We start from the raw sequence: 18,456 nt of genomic DNA on the forward strand, positions 1-18,456 counted from the left end.
CAGCGGATAAATCCGGTAGGGCCGCGGGTCACCGGTTGGCAGGGCCGCGGCCGTAAAGCAGCAGCATGGCGATGATGACTACGCCGTAGATGATCTGCCGTCCTGCCTCCGGCATCTGCATGACCGAGAGGATCGATTGCAGGAGGGTGATTAAGATCACGCCGGCGACTGTGCCGAGGTAGGAGCCCCTGCCGCCGAGAATGGATGTTCCGCCGAGGACGACGGCGGCGATCGAGGGCAAAAGATAAGCATCGCCCATCGATTGGGCCGCCTTCGACGCATAGCCGGCAAGCAGGCCGCCGCCAAAGGCGCTAAGGGCACCGGAGGCGATGAAGGCGATCAGGACGATCCGGCGGGTGTTGATGCCGGATAGATAGGCCGCGCTCTCGCGGTTGCCGATGCCGTAGACGGAGCGGCCGAATGTCGTGCGCGTGAGGGCAAAGACCGTGCCGGCACCGATCACGGCCCAGATGAGCACGGCATTGGGTATGCCGGGGAGAAGAAAGCCGGTTGCCAGATAACGCATGGCAAATGTAGCCGAATCCTGTGGTGAGAAGCCACCAGTATAAAGGACCATCAACCCCTGAGCGACGGCGTTGGTCGCAAGCGTGATGATCATCGAGGGAATGCGCAGATAAGCGACGCCGATCCCGTTGGCGAGGCCGATTGCCATGCCGCAGACAATTCCGAAGGGAATAGCAAGCATCTCGCCTGCAGGACCATATGCGGCCGCAGCACAAGCCATCATTCCGCCAACGGCGACCGACCAGGGAACGGAAAGATCGATCTGGCCGAGCAAGATGACGATCATCATGCCGGTGGCAATGACGCCAAGGAAGGATGCCACTTTCAACTGCTGCAGGAGATATTCGGGCGACAGGAAACTCGTCGAATAAAAACTGCCGATGATCAGCAAAAGGATGATGCAGCCGAAGGCCGTCGCGATCGCCGGATCGAGCCGCCGCACGAATTTAGGCAGAGAGCTCACCGGCTCTTCTCGCGCTGCGTTGCTCATCCGAACCACTCCAGGCGATTGCGGACGCGGAACAATCCGAAGGCTCCGAGGCTGACGGCGACGAGCAGCACCACACCCTGGAACAGAGGCTGCCACAGCGGATCGAAATCGAAGACGAAAAGCAGGTCGCCGATGGTGCGGAAGGCGAGCGCTCCGAATATCGCACCGATCGCGCTGCCCTTGCCGCCAAAAAGGGATACGCCGCCAAGGACGACCGAGGCGATCGAGAAAAGCGTGTAGGCATTGCCGCTTGCAAGGGCTGCCTCGCCTGTGAAAGTGAAGAATGTGAGAAACAGACCGCCGATCGAGGCAAGAAGGCCGGCCAGCGCATAGGCAGTAAACTTGGCGCGGCGGATCGGTAGTCCGGACATATAGGCTGCGGTCTCCGACGAGCCGGATGCATAAGCCGTCCGTCCGATGACAGACCGGCTGAACGGCACCCAAATGATGAGAACGATGGCAGCCAGGGCAACCAGGCTGGCGGGCACAGTGCCGAATATCTTTCCGGTCATGATATCTGCCAGTTCCTCATTGACCGAGCCGCCGGGAAAGGGCCGCAGCAGCAAGGCGATCCCGAAGAAGACCGCGCCCGTCGCGATGGTGGCGACAATCGGCTGCAATCTCCCATAAATGACGATCAGGCCGTTCAATGCCCCGCAGAAAAGACCGGTGGCCAGAACGGCGATCACGCCGAAGGCCGTTTCGATCGCCGTTCCAAGAACGATCCAGGAGGCCAGCGCATTGGTAAGGATGAAGATCATGCCGACGGATAGGTCGATGCCCGCCGTGATCACGACCAGCGTCTGCGCCATCGCGACAAAGGCAAGCAGAACACCCTTGTTGGCGGCGGTCTGCACGACGTTGGCCGTTAAACCGGCCGGATGGTTGGAGACATAGATGGCAAACATGACGAGGAAAATACCGGCTGCCATCAGCGTGCTGCGCCGTTCGTTCAACCGGTAACGCCATTCCTTCATGCCGCGCTCTCCGCCTTCTCGCCCTCGACATTGAGCGCGCTTGCGACCAAAGCATGCTGTGTAATGCCGTCGTCCCTCAGTTCGCGCACGATGCTGCCGTTATAAAACACGAGAACGCGATCGCAGCAGCCGATCAGTTCATCGTAATCCGTCGAATAAAAAAGAATGGCCGCGCCTGCCTCGGCAAGCCGCCGCAGCAACTGGTAAATTTCCTGTTTGGTGCCGACATCGATGCCGCGTGTGGGGTCGTTGAGCAGCACGATCCGAGGCCGGCGCATCAGCCACTTGGCAATGACGACCTTTTGCTGATTGCCGCCAGAAAGCGCGCCGACCGGAATGTCGAGGCCTGCCGTCTTGATCGCCAGCAACTGCACCATCTCGTCGATCAGCTGTTCTTCCTTTTGCCGATCTATGACGCCACCCTTGGATACCCGGTCCAGCACCGCGAAGGAGAGATTTTCCCGAACCGTCATCGGCAGCATCAATCCTTCGGTCTTGCGGTCCTCGGGGATCAGAGCCATGCCTATATGCTTTGAGCGTGCGACTGCCGGACTGGTGAGTGCGACGGGCTTGCCATCGACAAGGACGGAGCCGATGGTGCCGCGAAGCACGCCGAAAAGGGCAAGCAGCATTTCGCGCTGTCCTTGCCCGTCCAGACCGCCAAGGCCGACCACCTCGCCTCTGCCGACGGTAAGAGAAATGTCGCGCAGGCTGTCCCCCCAGCAGAGCTTGCGGCACTCAAGAGGGGGAGGAGCCGTATCGGTTGCCGCTCGCGCCGGCTTCGGCGGGAAGGCGCTGGAATATTCACGGCCGATCATCATTTCGACGATCTCGCTGCCGCTGCGCGTTCCGGCCGCAAAGCTCATGACATTGCGGCCATTGCGCAAAACCGTGCATTCATCGGCCAGTTCGGCGATCTCTTGCATGCGGTGTGAAATGTAAAGCAGCGCCAAGCCCTCGGATCGTAGTCGCCTCAGGACGGAAAAAACCTTGGCGACGTCAGCTGCCGTCAGCGCCGACGTTCCCTCGTCGAGAATAAGAATGCGCGGCTTCCATGCGAGCGCCTTGGCGATCTCGACCAGTTGCCGACGCGACAATGACAGATCCTTGACCAGCGCCCGCGGATGGATGTCTTCGGCGCCTGCCCGGGCCAGCATCTCCTCGGCGATCGCACGCTGGGCCCTGCGGTTGATCAGGCCGAAATGGCGCGGCGGCGCGGCGATGCAGATGTTGTCGGCAACGCTCAGGTCGGGGATGAGCGAAAGCTCCTGGAACACACAGGTGACCCCGGCAGCGGAGGCTTCGGCGGGGGACCTGAAGCTGACCGGGCGTCCGTTCAGCAACATTTGGCCTTCATCGGGCGCGACGACACCTGCCATGATCTTGATAAGGGTCGATTTTCCCGCGCCATTCTCGCCGAGAATAGCGTGAATCCGCCCGGGTTTGACGGCAAGTTCGGCATTTTCCAGTGCGTGAACGCCGCCGTAACGCTTCGAAACACCGCTCATCTGGAAGAGGGGCGTTGCCGCCGGTAATTCTGATGTGATCATAAGGTTCCTCGAAACCGGTTTTTCTGGCGCGTCGCGGGCACCCGCGACGCGCCGTTCAAGCGAGCGGCTTGGACCCGGTCTACTGGTTTTCCTTCGACTGCCCCATGATCTCCTGCGCGGTGAAGTTGATGCCGCAGGTCGGGAAGGCATTGCCGACGAAGAAGTTGTCGGATTGATCGGGATAAAAGTCCTGGCCTTCCTTGAAATTCGGGTCTTCAACAATTGCCAGCGGCAGCTTGATGGATTGCGGCACGACCTTTCCTTCAAGCGCAGCAATCGCCGTCTTGATGGCAACCGCCACCTGTGCGGGTCCCGTACCGGCCGAGGAGCATTTCAGGCCCTCGGCGGCATGCTTGGCGCAGAACTTGCGAAAGCCGTTTTCGGTCTCTCCCCCGAAAGGCACAAACGGATGTCCGGCATCGATCATCGCCTGTACGACGCCGGTATCGCCGCCCTGCGCGGTGATGCCGTCAAATTTCTTGTGCACGGCAATTGCGTCAGCGGTCGCCTTTTGTGCTGTCGGATCGTCCCATTTTCCGAGCACTTCGACGACATCCCATTTCTTGCCGGTCGCAGCAAAGGTTTCGTGAATACCGTTGTGACGATCGGTATCGACCGAGGTGCCGGCAACGCCGCGCACTTCGAGAACCTTGCCGCCGTCAGGCAGGTGCTTTGCCAGCCAGTTTGCCCACAATACGCCGAGGCCCTTCTGATCGACGTTGACGTTGATTGCGTCTTCGGTGTCAAGGATGTTGTCGAAGGCGACCAGGATGACGCCGGCCTGCTTGGCGCGCTTGATGACCGGTCCGAATGCCGTCGGGTTCTGCGCATTGACGACGATGGCGTCATAGCCTGAATCGATGAAGTTGTTGATTGCCGAAATTTGCGCAGGCACGTCCTCGCCGGTCGAAACGACCTTGAACTCCTTGAGTTTTGAGGCGACATCCGGCTGCGCGGCATAGGCTTTCGCCGTCTGGATCATCTGGATGCGCCAGGTATTGGCGATATAGCCGTTGGCGAGCGCTATGCGGTAGGGGCCGTCCTTCTTTGGAAACTTGAAGAACTTGGTTTCTGCCGCCCACGGCACGAAGCAGTCAGCTTCGGCCGCAGGCCCGCTGACGATTTCCGGCTCTGCAAGGGCCGTGGAGTGGGAAAGCGTGAATGCAGCCGCGGCCAGGATGCCGCCGACCAATGTCTTATACATCGAATCCTCCCATTGTTGCCGTGCTTGGACTGGCATCGAATGGGTGTCGGCATCATCGACGTTCCGCTGCGGATTGTTTTCTGCAGTCGGGTGCCGGTCCGGCAAGGCATGTCGATACGCTATCCAGATGACGTCAGACGGGCTCCTCTCCCCTGCGTCATGCGGGCGATGCTAGCGCTGCCAACCATGATTGTAAAGCGGCCTGGAATGACCTGCTCTGTCAGGGATTCTTGCGATTCAGAAGCATTGCATTTTTGAGCAATCGATGTCCAAACCGAGATTGATGGCGGGTCTTTCTGCTGCGGCCTTTCCGTGGCGCGGACCTTTAAACCGGCACTGGATATGCCACAACCTAGCGGCGCGGATGAAGGCCGTCTGTGCCCATGCGGCCGTTGTGGAGCCACGGCCAAGCCCTCCGCGGGGTTCGAGGCCTATTTGGAGGCATCGCGCATCAGGCAAAACGCGGTGCAGCCATATTGGTTTTCAATCTTGCCAAACACGAAGAGCTTGCAGAAGCGTTGCGCGGCAAACTCTGGCCGGCCAGTGTTGAGGCATTGCTATTGCCTAAACGGGCCGGACGCAGCCGCTCCGGTGGAATTTGCTAGCTCCGTTTAAATCTGCCCGGATTTGGATGCTGCGAATTGACTGCGGACGATGCCGTGGCGCTGGAGCTTGTCGTAAAAAGTCTTGCGCGGTATGCCGAGCTCCGCAATCGTGCGGCGGACGTCGCCGCCATTGGCATCGAGCGCCTCACGGATGATGCTGGCTTCATAGCGGTCCAGTCTATCGGGCAGCGGAAGCACTTCGCCCGTCTCAGGTGCCGACGGCCGTGTACTTGCCGGTAACTGCTCAACGCCGAGGACGAAGCGTTCGGCAAAGTGCGACAGCTCGCGCACGTTGCCTGGCCAGCCGTGACCCTGCAAATGACGTTGAACGGCTGACGAGATCGCCGGAACTTCGCGTTTGAACCGGGACGCCGCGCGTTCGGCAAAATGGCCAAAGAGGAGGGGGATGTCGTCTCGGCGTTCTCTAAGCGGCGGGATCGAGATCGTGACCACATTGAGCCGATAATAGAGATCCTCACGAAAACCCCCACGCTGTTCCGGGTCTCCAAGATCCACCTTTGCGGCGGCGACGACGCGCAGGTCGACGGGCCTGACCTCATTGGTGCCGAGCGGCGTCACTTCCCGCATCTCGAGAACGCGCAGCATGTGCACCTGGGTCGATGGAGGCATGCTCTCGATCTCGTCGAGAAAAAGCGTGCCGCCGCTTGCATGCTCGATGCGCCCGACGCGCTTCTTTTGCGCTCCGGTAAAGGCGCCTGGCTCATGGCCGAAGAGCTCGCTCTCTATGACCGTCTCGGGTAGCGCCCCGCAGTTGAGCGCAACGAAGTTGCCCGACGCTCTGCGGCTCCATCGATGCAGCAGGCTGGCGACCACCTCCTTGCCGCTGCCGGTCTCGCCCGTGACGAGCACATCGACCTCGGTATCGGCGATCTGGCGCAAGGTCCGGCGCAGCCGCTCCATGGTCGGTGTCTGGCCGATCAGCGGCAGGTCGTCCCGAGCTTGGTCGGCGGCCCGGCGCAGCGCCCTATTCTCCAGAACGAGGCTGCGTTTTTCCACCGCCCTCTTGACTGCTTGCACCAGCCTGTCGGTTGCAAACGGTTTGGTGATGAAGTCGTAGGCGCCGTCCTGAATGGCCTTCACCGCCATTGGAATATCGCCGTGGCCGGTGATCAGGATGACCGGCAGGTCCTCATCTTCCTTCCGCACGCGATCGAAAAGCTGCAGGCCGTCAATCTGCGGCATGCGGATATCGGAAACGACCGCGCCTGCAAAATCGGCGTTAAGGGCACCGAGCGCTTCACTTGCCACCGAAAAGGCTGAAACTTTAAAGCCCGCAAGCTCCAAGGTTTGCTTGGTGGCCCGAAGAAGGTCCTTGTCATCGTCGATGAGAAAGATCGATAACGCATCCCTCATGCCGTTGCCCTCATAAGGTGGACTGTAAAACATGTGCCGTTGCCGCTGCTTGTAACATCGATCCGGCCGCCGTAGTCGGCAACAATGTCCTTTGAAATGACAAGCCCGAGGCCCAAGCCTTTTTCCTTGGATGTATGGAACGGCGTAAAAAGAGTGTCGAGAATTGCCGGTGGAATGCCGGGTCCATTATCCGAAACGGCGATGGCGACCTGCTCGGGCGTTTCTGCAACGGATATCTCCACCTTCGCGTCGTCGCGGCCTTCGAGCGCCTCAAGGGCGTTCTGGAAGAGATTGATCAGGATTTGCTCCAGCCGGATCCGATTGCCCATGACGAAGAGACCCGGTGGCGGCATTCGGATGTCGAGTGCGTTCAACTGCCCGGCAAACCGGCTCTTCAGCAAGACGACGGCGCCTTCGATGATGGTGCTAAGCTCAACGGGTTCGGCAGCCGTTCTCCCCTTGCGCGCAAAGGCTTTCAATTCCTCGGTAATCGTGCCGATTCTTTCGGTGAGCTGAGCAATGGCGCCTAAATTCTCCTCGGCCGAACTTGGCTCTTTCCGCTGGAGGAAGACGCGGGCGTTATCTGCGTAAGCGCGGATCGTGGCAACCGGCTGATTGATCTCATGGGCGACGCCGGCTGCAACCTGCCCGAGGATGGCGAGCCGGTTCGCCTGCACGAGCTCCTGTTGCACGATTTGCAGCTTCGCCTCCGTATCGCGATGATCGGAAATTTCCGCCTGCAAGCGATCGCGAGCGCGACTCAGTTCATCTGTCCTGGCAACGACCCGGCGCTCCAGTTCCTCGCGCATGGCCTGTTCGCTGGCGATCCTCATCACGGAGACCTGCCGCCGTCTCAGCAAAAAGGCCGCGATTGCGAGAATGGGCAGCAAAAACGCCAGTGCGAGAAGCCGCATCTCCCGCACGGCCGACGCGACCGGCATTTCGGTTGGAACTAAATATTCCAGCCGCCATGGCGTCGTCGGAACGGCCGCAAAGAGGCGCAGATACTGGGCCTCTCCGCCGCCGGGCAGGACGGCAGAAACAATGGATGCGTCCGGGCCGATGGTTGACGGATGCATGATGGGAAGCTCTGCCAGCGGTGCATCTCCGAACTGCAGACTGCTTCGAATGGATGCAAGATCCTGCTGCGGTACCGGCCCGGTGGTCATGAAACGCCAGGAAGGAATGCTCGTGATCAGAACGACCCCGTGGTTGTCCGTCACGTAAACGGGCCTGCTTGCGTCACGCCAGTCGTTTTCCAGGCGGTCGAATTCCATTTTGACGACCACGACGCCGAGCGGAGCAGCCGCGCTGCCGACCCTGCGGGAGATGTAAAGGCCGGGACGTTTGCTGACGCTGCCAAGCGCGAAGTGCTCAGCCGTGCCTTGCTCCATCGCGCGACGGAAATAGTCACGGAACGCGTAGTCGTTTCCGACGAAACTGATCGGCTCGCGCCAGTTGCTTGAGGAGACGGCTATCCCGTCCGGACCGATGACATAAAGCACGGCGGCTTGCGTGCCGGTGACGAGCCGCTCCAGCTTGCGGTTCAAGAGATCGGTCGTGCCGCTCTTTGCAGACGAAAGGGCGTCGAGAACCTGTTGATCCTCCGAAAGAAGAAGCGGCAGGGCGCGAGGGCGCTCCAGAACGGCCGTCAGCAAAGCGACCTTGAGATTGGCGTCGGTGCGGGCCTGGCTTTCCAGCCCTTCGATCGCCGACCGGCGCCCGTAAAGTTCGGCGCCTACGAGCGCTGCCGCAATCAGGATCGCAGATGCAGCTAAGAACAGGATCCAGGCACGGCGCGCCTGGGGAATGACGTCCGGCGGGGTTCGAACGTTGTCTGTGGTTGATCGCTGAAGCATGACGGAGAATGTGCGCAATCTCGCACAATGGTCAAATCACTTTGTGCGAAAAGACGCCCAAGCGAGCTCGCTTTCCTGAGCGGCTTTTCAAGAAGATACGAAAAAACAGCGCTTTAGAGGCATAAAAGCAAACTGGCACGCCCGTTGCAAAGTGTCTGCAAACAGCCGGGTGGCTGTTGAATTACCAGATATCCGCATCATCCGCCCCGGGAGGCCATTGTCGGTTTGGGGCTTTATGGAGGACACTATGGGTGTAGCAATTCCAGCCGCGCCGGCGCGCGGCAAAGTTCCATTCTACCGGCATCTCTATGTGCAGGTCGTTTTCGCCATCTGTGCAGGCATGCTGCTCGGGCACTTCTACCCCGAGGTCGGCACGGCGCTGAAACCGCTTGGCGATGCCTTTATCAAGCTCGTCAAGATGATCATCGCACCGGTCATTTTCCTGACGGTGGCAACCGGTATCGCCGGCATGTCCGATCTGCACAAGGTCGGGCGCGTCGCCGGCAAGGCGATGATCTACTTCCTCGTCTTTTCGACGCTCGCACTTGCCGTCGGTCTTGTCGTTTCCAACGTCATCCAGCCGGGTGCGGGCATGCATATCGATCCGGCCACGCTCGACGCCAAGGCGGTTGCGACCTATGCCGAAAAAGCCCATGACTCGACCATTACCGGCTTCTTGATGAACATCATCCCGACGACCATCGTCGGTGCTTTTGCCGACGGCGACATCCTGCAGGTGCTGTTCTTCTCGGTGCTGTTCGGTATTGCGCTCGCCATGGTCGGCGACCGCGGCCGGCCGGTGGTGGATTTCCTGCAGGCTTTGACGACGCCGATCTTCCGCCTCGTGGCGATCCTGATGAAGGCGGCCCCCATCGGAGCCTTCGGTGCGATGGCCTTTACGATCGGCAAATATGGCATCGGTTCGATCGCCAACCTTGCCATGCTCATCGGCACCTTCTATCTGACATCGCTGCTTTTCGTGCTCGTCGTGCTTGGCGGGGTTGCCCGCTACAACGGCTTCTCGATCCTGGCGCTGATCCGCTACATCAAGGAAGAACTGCTGCTTGTTCTGGGTACGTCGTCGTCGGAAGCAGCCCTTCCCGGCCTCATGGCGAAGATGGAACAAGCCGGCTGCAAACGCTCCGTCGTCGGGCTGGTGATCCCGACCGGCTATTCCTTCAATCTCGACGGAACCAACATCTATATGACGCTTGCAGCCCTGTTCATCGCCCAGGCGACAGACACGCCGCTGTCCTTCGCCGACCAGATCCTGCTCTTGCTGGTCGCCATGCTGAGTTCGAAGGGTGCTGCAGGCATCACCGGCGCGGGCTTCATCACGCTCGCTGCCACGCTCTCGGTCGTTCCGTCGGTTCCCGTCGCCGGCATGGCGCTCATCCTCGGCATCGACCGCTTCATGTCGGAATGCCGCGCGTTGACGAATTTCGTCGGAAACGCAGTCGCCACCGTTGTCGTCGCGCGCTGGGAGAACGAACTGGACCAGACGAAGTTTGCTGCGGCAATGGCCGGTGAGTTGCCGGAGAATGGTGACGTGAGCGTGCCGGCACTGCAGGCTGCCGAATAAGGACTGAGGTGTCACTGATCGAGAAGTCGCCGCGCTCTGAAGAGGGCGCGGCTTTCCCGCCTCCACAAAGGCGAAAAAGGCAGCATTCTCTGGTTCGTCAATCGGATGCGCAACGCGCAGGCGACCAGGGTGGAGCTTGCCGAGGGAAGGGAGCGTTTAGATCGAAATTTCGCCGCGCGATGTGCTGATCCTGCCGTTAGGCTAAAAGCCTGGTCAGCAGACGACCGCGCGGGTCCAATAAATGCCGCGCGCCCGTTCTTGAAGAGGTTGTTCAGGACGGCTGGGAGGGCACCGTATAGCCTGCTGCCTCTTCATTCCGCTGCGATTTTGTCGATGTCGTTTGCCTGAACGATACGCTCAAGCAGCGCCGTCTCTTCCGGGCTGAGATCAATAAGCGGCGGGCGGACGGGGCCGGGGTCCCGGTCAAGCACCCGCAGCCCCGCCTTGATGATCGAGACCGCGTAACCTTTCTTGCGATTGCGCAACGCCACAAAGGGAAAGAAGAAATTCTTCAGGATCTCGTCGACAACAGGCTGATTGCCTGAGCGAAGCGCCTGATAGAAACGGTGGGCGAGCGCCGGCACGAAATTGAACACGGCCGAGGAGTAAGTGGTGACGCCGGCTGCAAAATAGGCCTGCGCATACACCTCATGCGTCGGCATGCCGCCGACATAGACCAGACGGTCCTGAAGCTTGGTTGTGATCTCGATCACCTTGTCGACATCACCTACGCCGTCTTTAAAGCCGATGAGGTTCGGGCACTCATCGCAAAGCCTTGCAATGCTGTCCGCCGTCAAGACCGCATTATCACGGTTATAGACGATGACACCGATGCCGACCGATTTGCAGACGGCCCTCACATGGTTGATGAGGCCGGCTTGTTCGCTGAACATCAGATAGGGCGGCAAAAGCAATAGACCGTCTGCGCCGGCTTTTTCGGCGGATTTCGCGATGTCGATTGCAAGCGAGGTGCCGTATCCGGCGCCGGAGATGATCGGTGTTTTCCCAGCCGATCCTTTTGCCGCCGCCACGACCGAGGGAATTTCCTGCGGATTGAGCGAAAAGAATTCGCCTGTACCGCCCGCGGCGAACAAAGCGGCTGCGTCATAGCCGGCCAGCCATTCGATGTGTTTGCGGTAAGCATCCTCGTCGAATTTGAGATCTTGCTGGAAATGTGTGACCGGGAAGGAGAGGAGCCCGCTGCCCACCGCTCGCTTGAGTTCAATTGGATCCATTGTTCATTCCTGTTCGATGTTCATTGATGAAGGGATGCGGGATCGGCTTAAACAGACGCTGTCTCAAGCGCTTCGATGAGCGCTGCGATGTAGCCGTAGCAAAAGGCAAAGGCGACGCCGGAAGGATCCTTGCCGCTGATCGTCGGGACGTGGTCGGGCATCAGCATGTATTTGTAGCCGACCTCCTTGTAGACCCGTGCAGAGCGGACCATGTCCATGTCGCCCTCGTCGGGAAAGGTTTCCATGAAGGACAGTTTTCCGCCTCTGATGTTGCGGAAGTGGACATTGAAAATTTTTCCGCGCGTTCCGAACCAGCGGATGATGTCATCGATTTCTTCACGCGGGTTCTCAAGCATCTCGCCGATCGACCCCTGGCAGAAATTCAGTCCGTGATAGGGGCTTTCGTGCATGGTCACGAATTTCTTCAGACCGTCGACCGTCCCAAGGACGCGGGTGACGCCGCGATAGCCGGGGGGCGTGTAGGGATCATGCGGATGGCAGGCGAGCCGCACGCGATTGGTTTCGGCAACCGGCACGACACGCTTGAGGAAATAATCGATTCTTTCCCAGTTTTCGTCCTCGCAAAGCTCCCCGGCTAGGCCCGGCGCCGCCGCCTGATCGACTTTCTCCCAGCGAAAGGCCTCGTTCATCGAGCCGCCGCGGCCCGGTTCCATCGGCGTGCGGGGGATGCCGATCAGATTGAGGTTGTACTTCGCCGCTGGAATGCCTGCGGCGGCAATATCCTCGATCAGTCTGCAGACGGCATCGATCTGACGATCACGCTTAGGACCAGCAAGAAGAATATCTGGATAAGAGGCGTTCTCGATCGGCCGCGAGGGAAGGGGCAGCTGGACCATATCGAGAATCAATCCGAAGCTCTCGACCTTGTCGCGGTGGCGTTCCAAATCGTCAAGGGTCCAGCTCGCAGGCGGTCCGGGTGGGTCGGCGCAGATATGCTTCAGCCCGAGCTGTGCGAAAACACGGAAATCGTCGTCGTCCCGAACCGCGACCTGGGTTCCAACATACATGTTTTGAAATCCTCTCCAATTCAGTAATGTCGTATGACATAATATGAATTTTGAGAGGTGTCGAGTATCTTATTGCTGTTCGGCCAGCATCCGGTAGCGCCGCTGGCTGGCAAGCAAATGCGCGCGCATGGCCTGCCGCGCCCGCTCGGGCTCCTGATCCGCAATGGCCTCAAGGATCTCGATGTGTTCTGCGTGGACCTTGTCGAGGTAGGCGCGATCATGAGCCTCGGGCAGCGTCGGGAACTGCCCTCTGGGGATGGCGCGAGGCCCGAAATGCCGCAAAACGTCGACATAGAAGCGGTTATTCGTCGCCGCTGCGATCGCCATGTGAAACTCGTAATCTGCTTCAACAGTGGGGGCGCCATCTTCGATCATCTGGGCCATCTTGCGGTTGGCTGTACGGATCGCAGCCTCTTGTTCAGCTGTTCTTCGATAGGCCGCAATGGCTGCCGCTTCTCCCTCTGCGGCCATGCGAAATTCAAGCAATTCAAGGGTTTCCGGGATGCTCTTGATTTCTACCGGCGTTAACGAAAACGCCTTTTGTGCCGATGGATTGCTGACGAACACTCCCTTTCCCTGGATCGGCCGGACATAGCCCGCTGAGCGAAGATCCGCGATGGCTTCGCGAACAACGGTGCGGCTCACGCCGAAAGTCGCCTCCAGTTGCGGCTCGGTGGGCAACTGGTCGCCCTCTTTGAGCTTTCCTGATTCGATCTGGGCACGCATCTGATCGATCAACTGCTGTGCAAGTCTTTCTCGGCTCCGTCGCATTCTTAAATCCCAACCCCTCACAGCGCCTGTCGCAAATGCCCAGGGGCGGCTCTTGCCAACCCGCGGGAAGTTCTGTAAATCATAATACGACATACCGATGACATAATATGTCTTCTATAGTAGACCAGGGAGGAATTGAAATGAAGCATTTTCGTAAGGGGCTATTCGTTGGAGCCGCCATCAGCTTGCTGGCGCTGACTGCTTCTGCCGCCGTAGCCGAAACGCCGAAGGACCAACTCGTCATCGGCACGTCGCTTGCCCAGGTGTTGTCGCTTGATCCGCAGCAGGCGACGGAAGGCAAGGCCAATGAAATCATGTGCAATCTCTATGACCGTCTGGTCCTGGCGACGCCGGGGGGCAAGATCGCACCGCAACTGGCAGAGAGCTGGGCGATCGATGACAAAGGGATCACGTTCAAGCTCAGGGAAGCGGCGTTTGCCTCCGGTAATCCCGTGACATCCAAGGATGTTGTTTTTTCGCTGACGCGTCTCCTCAAGATGAACCAGGCGGCTGCGGCCAACCTGAAGCGAGTCGGCTACAATGCTGACAATGTTGAAAAGCTGGTGACGGCACCCGATGAGCGTACAGTGCGCATTGATCTTTCGGGCGAGGTTACCCCGGAATTGCTTCTCTATCGTCTCGCCATGGTGACTACCAGCGTTGTCGACAGCGTCGAGGTTGAGAAGCACGTCAAGGATAACGACTATGGAAACGCGTGGCTGCGCACGAACTCTGCCGGTTCGGGGCCCTTCACGCTCAATCGCTGGACACCCAACGAGATCGTCATCCTGGACGTCAACAAGGATTATGTCGGGGGCGAACCGAAGATGCGGCGCGTCGTTATCCGGCATGTTCCCGAAAGCCAGGTCGAGCGCCTGATGCTGGAGCGCGGCGACATCGACATTGCAAGCGCATTGAGCGCATCTGATCTTGCGACGTTTCAAAATAAGCAGGGATTCCAAATTCAGCGCGTGCCGACCGGGGGGTTCTATGTGCTGTCCATGAATGCCGGAAACCAATATCTGTCTCATCCAAAGGTCCGCGAGGCGATTGCCTACGGCATCGATTATGCCGGCATCGAAAAGACGATCATGGGGCCTTACGGCAGGGTGCGGACGGTGCCGGTGCCGCAGAATTACGAATATGCCATTTCGAGCCCTGACTGGCATCTCGATGTCGAAAAGGCCAAGTCGCTGCTGGCGGAGGCCGGGTTCAAGGATGGCTTTTCGCTATCTTTGAAGACGATCGCGCAGACGCCGCGTATCGATCTTGCTACAGCTATCCAGGCCTCGCTTGCGCAGATCGGCATCAAGGTCAATATCCAGCAGGGTAATGGATCGGAGATCATCGCGGCCCACCGTGCCCGCGATTTCGACCTCCTGATCCCGCAGACAGGCGCCTACATGCCGAACGTCCTTGGCTCGATGGAGCAGTTCTCCAGCAATCCGGACAATTCGAAGGAGGCAAACAACGCCGGCAACTTCGTCTGGCGCTCGGCCTGGGATATCCCCGAACTGACGAAGCTGACCGCAAAGGCTTCGCTGGAGCCGGATGCCAAGAAACGCGGCGAGCTTTATGTCGAAATGCAAAAGATGTTCGTCGACCTCAAACCGGCAGTGCTGCCGCTCTTCGAGCGTTATGAGCCGATCGTTCTTAATGCGCGCGTTAAAGACTATGTCGGCCACCCGAACATGACGACGCGACTTGAAGCCGTGACCAAGGCAGAAACCGAATAACCGAGGCAGGCAGCCGATCATGAAGGAATTGTCCACGAGTGAGCTTGGAAGGCGCGTCCTCCAACTCATCGTCAGTCTGTTCATACTGCTTTGCGTCACCTTCGTGATCGGCCGCGTCATGCCCGCCGATCCCGTCGGCGCAGTGGTCGGCGAGCTTGCCGACCCTGCCGCCTACGCGGCGATGCGCGCGCGCCTTGGGCTTGATCTGCCACTTTATCAGCAGTTCTTCATTTATCTGACGGGCTTGCTGCAGGGTGATTTCGGAACGGCAATCCTGACTGGCAATCCCGTTTCGAAGGATCTGGCGCAGGCATTTCCGGCAACGTTTGAGCTTGCCACCCTGGCGGTCATCATATCGACATTCATAGGTGTGCCGCTCGGACTTGCGGCAGCACTTTTCCGCGACAGCTGGATCGACAAGACGGCGCGGGTCGTGGCTCTCGTTGGTCATTCGATACCGGTCTTCTGGTTCGGTATCGTCGGGCTGGTAATTTTCTATGCCGGGCTTAACTGGGTCGGCGGTCCGGGCAGGGTCGATGTCTATTACGAGGGTATCGTAACCCCAAGGACCGGTCTGATGCTGTTGGACAGCCTGCTTGAAGGCGAGCCCGAAATTTTCTGGAATGCGCTCTCGCACATCATTCTGCCAGCCATCATCCTTGCTTACGCCGCGATGGCATACATCACCCGCATGACCCGCAGCTTTACACTTGAGCAGCTCAATCAGGACTACGTCATCGCAGCGCGAGCCAAAGGGGTCGGGCCGGCGAATACGGTGATCGGTCATGTTCTGCCGAACATTGCCGTGCAGCTGATCACCGTCCTTGCGATTTCCTATGGAAATCTTCTGGAAGGCGCCGTCGTGACCGAGATCGTCTTTTCATGGCCGGGGATCGGTCAATACATGACGAATGCGTTGATGATCGGCGATATGAACGCCATCCTGGCCGCAACAATCATCGTTGGCTTCATCTTCATGTTCCTCAACTTTGTAGCAGACATTGCCTATGCGCTGCTTGATCCGCGCACCCGGGAGGCCACGCAATGACCGACGCGCTTCACTCTCAAAGCGAGATCAGGCGGCCGCCAATCCCGGTCCGCATCGCCGCCTCGCTCGCTCGCGCCGGACGCCAGCTTGCCGACGAGCCGCTCGGTCTCTCCGGCTTCCTCATCCTCGCCGTGCTTTGCATCGTCGCAATCATTGCGCCGGCGCTTGCGCCTTATGATCCAAATGTCCAAATGCTGAGTGATGCACTGCAGCCGCCCAGCCTTGCACATCTTGCAGGGACAGATGAGTTTGGACGCGATATCTTCAGCCGCCTCGTCTATGGGACAAGGATCACCATTCAGACTGTTCTCTCGATATCCATAATTGTCGGCCCTGTGGGTTTGCTCATCGGCATCGTATCCGGCTTTTTCGGCGGTCGGACAGACGCAATCTTGATGCGTGCAACCGATATCGTCCTGTCCTTTCCCTCGCTGATCCTTGCCCTTGCATTTGCCGCCGCCCTGGGAGCGGGATTGAACACGGCGATCATCGCGATCTCCTTAACGGCCTGGCCGCCGATTGCCCGGCTTGCCCGAGCCGAGGCCTTGGTCGTCCGCAACGCCGATTACGTCGCCGCAGCCCGCCTTTATGGAGCGTCTTCCTTGAGAATATTGCTTCTCTACATCGCACCCATGTGCGTCCCGTCGGTGATCGTGCGCCTGACGCTCAATATGGCCGGCATCATCCTGACGGCGGCATCGCTCGGCTTCCTCGGGCTTGGCGCGCAGCCGCCGGCGCCCGAATGGGGCGCGATGATATCAAGCGGACGCAAGTTCATGCTCGATTACTGGTGGGTTGCCGTCATGCCGGGCATTGCCATCTTGCTCACGAGCCTCGCCTTCAACATCGCCGGCGATACGCTGCGCGATATCCTGGATCCGCGCCATGCAAGATCGTGAAACCTCAACAATCCTTTCCGTCCGGAATTTGAACGTGCGCTTTGGGCGCAGTTCAATACCGGCCGTAAGCGAAGTCAGCTTCGACCTGGGGCGGGAAAGGCTAGGAATTGTGGGCGAATCCGGTTCCGGAAAATCGACTACCGGACGGGCGATCATGCGCCTTCTTTCGCCGAGCGCCGCGATCTCGGCGGAGCGTTTCGATCTTGCCGGCAGTCCGCTGCTTGAAAAGACCGAACGGCAGATGGGTGCACTGCGCGGCAAGGAGATGGCGCTTATCATGCAAGATCCACGCTATTCGCTTAATCCGGTGCTGACCATCGGCAGGCAGGTGGCGGAGGCGGCAAGGCTTCATCTTGGCCTTGGTCGCGCTCAAGCGATGGAGAGTGCAAGAAGCATGCTCCAACGCGTCAGGATCAGTGATGCAGACCGCGTCATGGCACTTTACCCGCATCAGATATCCGGCGGCATGGGTCAGCGCGTGATGATTGCGATGATGCTGCTTGCCAAGCCGAAGCTGGTCATTGCCGACGAGCCTACGTCGGCACTCGATGTCAGTGTCAGGAAGGACGTCCTCGTCCTGCTCGACGAACTGGTGCGGGAAAATGATTCCGGCCTCATCCTCATCAGCCACGATATCCGCATGGTCGCGGCTTTCTGCCAGCGGATCCTGGTCATGTATGCGGGTCGTGTCGTTGAAACGCTCACGAGCCTCGATGACGCCCGGCATCCCTATACCCGTGGCCTGATTGCGGCGCTTCCCGACCCCCGTCATCCGGTCCGCAGACTGAAAGTACTGGACAGGAAGGCATTGGAAGCAGAGGCGGCGCAATGATCAGGATCAGCAATCTCGATGTTGTCTATGGTGCGGGCAAAACGCGCAACCACGTCGTAAGAGGGGTAGGCTTTGAGGTCGGCAAGGGCGAAACGCTTGGCATCGTCGGGGAATCCGGCTGCGGCAAATCAACGGTCCTGCGGGCTCTGGCCGGTATCGAGCAGGGATGGACGGGTTCAATAGAACTCGACGGCAAGGCAATCGGAAAGATCCGGTCGCGAAATGAGCTGAAGTGCGCTCAAATGGTGTTTCAGGATCCCTATGGTTCGCTTCATCCGCGTCATCGCATCGGGACGGCCCTGGCCGAGCCTCTCCGCTCGATGGGACACGGTGATGGCTGGTCTGCCGTTCAAAAGGCGCTACGGCAGGTGGGACTGCCCGACAGCTTTGCCAACCGGTTTCCCCATGAATTGTCGGGAGGCCAGCGTCAGCGCGTTGCCATTGCGCGGGCTCTTATCCTGTCGCCGCCGATCCTGCTGCTCGATGAGCCAACCTCGGCACTCGACGTCTCCGTTCAGGCCGAGATCCTCAATCTTCTTGCAGACAAGCGCGACGAGCATGGGCTGACCTATGTGCTCGTGAGCCACGATCTCGCAGTGATCGCGCACATGTGCGACAGGGTGCTTATCATGAAAGATGGTGCTTTCGTCGATGAACTGACGAAAGCCGATCTTCAATCAGGCGTCACCCATGCCGATTACTCACGCGAACTTTTCGAGGCAAGTTTTCTCTGATTCCGGC

The 18,456-nt window shown here is 59.3% G+C and carries 15 protein-coding genes; 6 read left to right on the forward strand and 9 right to left on the reverse strand.

The window, feature by feature from the left end; all coding sequences use genetic code 11:
* Positions 1 to 28 precede the first annotated feature (28 nt).
* The 6 genes from ISN39_RS25570 to ISN39_RS25595 form a co-directional block, all read right to left on the reverse strand.
* On the reverse strand, positions 29 to 1,015 hold the full coding sequence (locus ISN39_RS25570) for an ABC transporter permease (protein ID WP_194730966.1): 987 nt from the start codon (positions 1,013 to 1,015) through the stop codon (positions 29 to 31).
* Positions 1,012 to 1,992: an ABC transporter permease gene (locus ISN39_RS25575; protein ID WP_074072158.1), complete on the reverse strand. Its 981-nt coding sequence runs from the start codon at positions 1,990 to 1,992 to the stop codon at positions 1,012 to 1,014. The genes ISN39_RS25570 and ISN39_RS25575 overlap by 4 nt, the downstream gene beginning before the upstream one ends.
* Entirely contained in the window at positions 1,989 to 3,542 is a 1,554-nt protein-coding gene (locus tag ISN39_RS25580; protein WP_194730967.1) for a sugar ABC transporter ATP-binding protein, read from the reverse strand. The genes ISN39_RS25575 and ISN39_RS25580 overlap by 4 nt, the downstream gene beginning before the upstream one ends.
* A gap of 79 nt (positions 3,543 to 3,621) precedes the next feature.
* The gene (locus tag ISN39_RS25585; protein WP_194730968.1) at positions 3,622 to 4,746 is read right to left on the reverse strand and encodes a sugar ABC transporter substrate-binding protein; all 1,125 of its coding nucleotides are present in this window, start codon (positions 4,744 to 4,746) and stop codon (positions 3,622 to 3,624) included.
* 611 nt (positions 4,747 to 5,357) lie between these two features.
* Positions 5,358 to 6,725, reverse strand: coding sequence for a sigma-54 dependent transcriptional regulator (locus tag ISN39_RS25590; protein WP_194730969.1), 1,368 nt, complete (start codon positions 6,723 to 6,725; stop codon positions 5,358 to 5,360).
* Complete coding sequence (locus ISN39_RS25595) at positions 6,722 to 8,584, reverse strand: sensor histidine kinase (protein ID WP_194730970.1); 1,863 nt, start codon at positions 8,582 to 8,584, stop codon at positions 6,722 to 6,724. The genes ISN39_RS25590 and ISN39_RS25595 overlap by 4 nt, the downstream gene beginning before the upstream one ends.
* A gap of 247 nt (positions 8,585 to 8,831) precedes the next feature.
* On the opposite strand from ISN39_RS25595, the gene ISN39_RS25600 reads away from it, so the two are divergent.
* Entirely contained in the window at positions 8,832 to 10,166 is a 1,335-nt protein-coding gene (locus tag ISN39_RS25600) for a dicarboxylate/amino acid:cation symporter (protein ID WP_194730971.1), read from the forward strand.
* A gap of 311 nt (positions 10,167 to 10,477) precedes the next feature.
* On the opposite strand, the gene kdgD is transcribed toward ISN39_RS25600, so the two are convergent.
* The 3 genes from kdgD to ISN39_RS25615 form a co-directional block, all read right to left on the reverse strand.
* Positions 10,478 to 11,401: a 5-dehydro-4-deoxyglucarate dehydratase gene (gene kdgD / locus ISN39_RS25605; protein ID WP_194730972.1), complete on the reverse strand. Its 924-nt coding sequence runs from the start codon at positions 11,399 to 11,401 to the stop codon at positions 10,478 to 10,480.
* Positions 11,402 to 11,448: 47 nt separating this feature from the next.
* Positions 11,449 to 12,429, reverse strand: a complete 981-nt coding sequence (locus ISN39_RS25610; RefSeq protein ID WP_194730973.1) for a mannonate dehydratase — start codon at positions 12,427 to 12,429, stop codon at positions 11,449 to 11,451.
* A 69-nt stretch (positions 12,430 to 12,498) separates the two neighbouring features.
* Positions 12,499 to 13,200 carry a FadR/GntR family transcriptional regulator gene (locus ISN39_RS25615; RefSeq protein ID WP_194730974.1) on the reverse strand — a complete coding sequence of 234 codons (702 nt, stop codon included), beginning with the start codon at positions 13,198 to 13,200 and terminating at the stop codon, positions 12,499 to 12,501.
* 140 nt (positions 13,201 to 13,340) lie between these two features.
* Between ISN39_RS25615 and ISN39_RS25620 the strand changes: the two genes are divergently transcribed.
* Genes ISN39_RS25620 through ISN39_RS25640 form a run of 5 tightly spaced genes read left to right on the forward strand, consistent with a single transcriptional unit; the run spans position 13,341 to position 18,449 of the window.
* The gene (locus ISN39_RS25620) at positions 13,341 to 14,936 is read left to right on the forward strand and encodes an ABC transporter substrate-binding protein (protein ID WP_194730975.1); all 1,596 of its coding nucleotides are present in this window, start codon (positions 13,341 to 13,343) and stop codon (positions 14,934 to 14,936) included.
* Positions 14,937 to 14,955: 19 nt separating this feature from the next.
* A complete protein-coding gene (locus ISN39_RS25625; protein ID WP_194730976.1) occupies positions 14,956 to 15,984 on the forward strand; it encodes an ABC transporter permease in 1,029 nt (342 codons plus the stop codon).
* Positions 15,981 to 16,883, forward strand: a complete 903-nt coding sequence (locus ISN39_RS25630; protein WP_194730977.1) for an ABC transporter permease — start codon at positions 15,981 to 15,983, stop codon at positions 16,881 to 16,883. The genes ISN39_RS25625 and ISN39_RS25630 overlap by 4 nt, the downstream gene beginning before the upstream one ends.
* Positions 16,870 to 17,715, forward strand: a complete 846-nt coding sequence (locus ISN39_RS25635) for an ABC transporter ATP-binding protein (RefSeq protein WP_194730978.1) — start codon at positions 16,870 to 16,872, stop codon at positions 17,713 to 17,715. Before ISN39_RS25630 ends, ISN39_RS25635 begins: the two co-directional genes overlap by 14 nt.
* The gene (locus ISN39_RS25640; RefSeq protein WP_194730979.1) at positions 17,712 to 18,449 is read left to right on the forward strand and encodes an ABC transporter ATP-binding protein; all 738 of its coding nucleotides are present in this window, start codon (positions 17,712 to 17,714) and stop codon (positions 18,447 to 18,449) included. Before ISN39_RS25635 ends, ISN39_RS25640 begins: the two co-directional genes overlap by 4 nt.
* Positions 18,450 to 18,456: the final 7 nt, after the last annotated feature.

Origin of the sequence: Rhizobium sp. 007 (genome assembly GCF_015353075.1) — a bacterium.
Taxonomy (GTDB): Bacteria; Pseudomonadota; Alphaproteobacteria; order Rhizobiales; family Rhizobiaceae; genus Rhizobium.

Bases quoted from the DNA above. Each gene is read 5' to 3' on its own strand.
- ISN39_RS25570 (WP_194730966.1), bottom strand. From the start codon at position 1,015: ATGAGCAACGCAGCGCGAGAAGAGCCGGTGAGCTCTCTGCCTAAATTC.
- ISN39_RS25575 (WP_074072158.1), bottom strand. From the start codon at position 1,992: ATGAAGGAATGGCGTTACCGGTTGAACGAACGGCGCAGCACGCTGATG.
- ISN39_RS25580 (WP_194730967.1), bottom strand. From the start codon at position 3,542: ATGATCACATCAGAATTACCGGCGGCAACGCCCCTCTTCCAGATGAGC.
- ISN39_RS25585 (WP_194730968.1), bottom strand. From the start codon at position 4,746: ATGTATAAGACATTGGTCGGCGGCATCCTGGCCGCGGCTGCATTCACG.
- ISN39_RS25590 (WP_194730969.1), bottom strand. From the start codon at position 6,725: ATGAGGGATGCGTTATCGATCTTTCTCATCGACGATGACAAGGACCTT.
- ISN39_RS25595 (WP_194730970.1), bottom strand. From the start codon at position 8,584: ATGCTTCAGCGATCAACCACAGACAACGTTCGAACCCCGCCGGACGTC.
- ISN39_RS25600 (WP_194730971.1), top strand. From the start codon at position 8,832: ATGGGTGTAGCAATTCCAGCCGCGCCGGCGCGCGGCAAAGTTCCATTC.
- kdgD (WP_194730972.1), bottom strand. From the start codon at position 11,401: ATGGATCCAATTGAACTCAAGCGAGCGGTGGGCAGCGGGCTCCTCTCC.
- ISN39_RS25610 (WP_194730973.1), bottom strand. From the start codon at position 12,429: ATGTATGTTGGAACCCAGGTCGCGGTTCGGGACGACGACGATTTCCGT.
- ISN39_RS25615 (WP_194730974.1), bottom strand. From the start codon at position 13,200: ATGCGACGGAGCCGAGAAAGACTTGCACAGCAGTTGATCGATCAGATG.
- ISN39_RS25620 (WP_194730975.1), top strand. From the start codon at position 13,341: ATGAAGCATTTTCGTAAGGGGCTATTCGTTGGAGCCGCCATCAGCTTG.
- ISN39_RS25625 (WP_194730976.1), top strand. From the start codon at position 14,956: ATGAAGGAATTGTCCACGAGTGAGCTTGGAAGGCGCGTCCTCCAACTC.
- ISN39_RS25630 (WP_194730977.1), top strand. From the start codon at position 15,981: ATGACCGACGCGCTTCACTCTCAAAGCGAGATCAGGCGGCCGCCAATC.
- ISN39_RS25635 (WP_194730978.1), top strand. From the start codon at position 16,870: ATGCAAGATCGTGAAACCTCAACAATCCTTTCCGTCCGGAATTTGAAC.
- ISN39_RS25640 (WP_194730979.1), top strand. From the start codon at position 17,712: ATGATCAGGATCAGCAATCTCGATGTTGTCTATGGTGCGGGCAAAACG.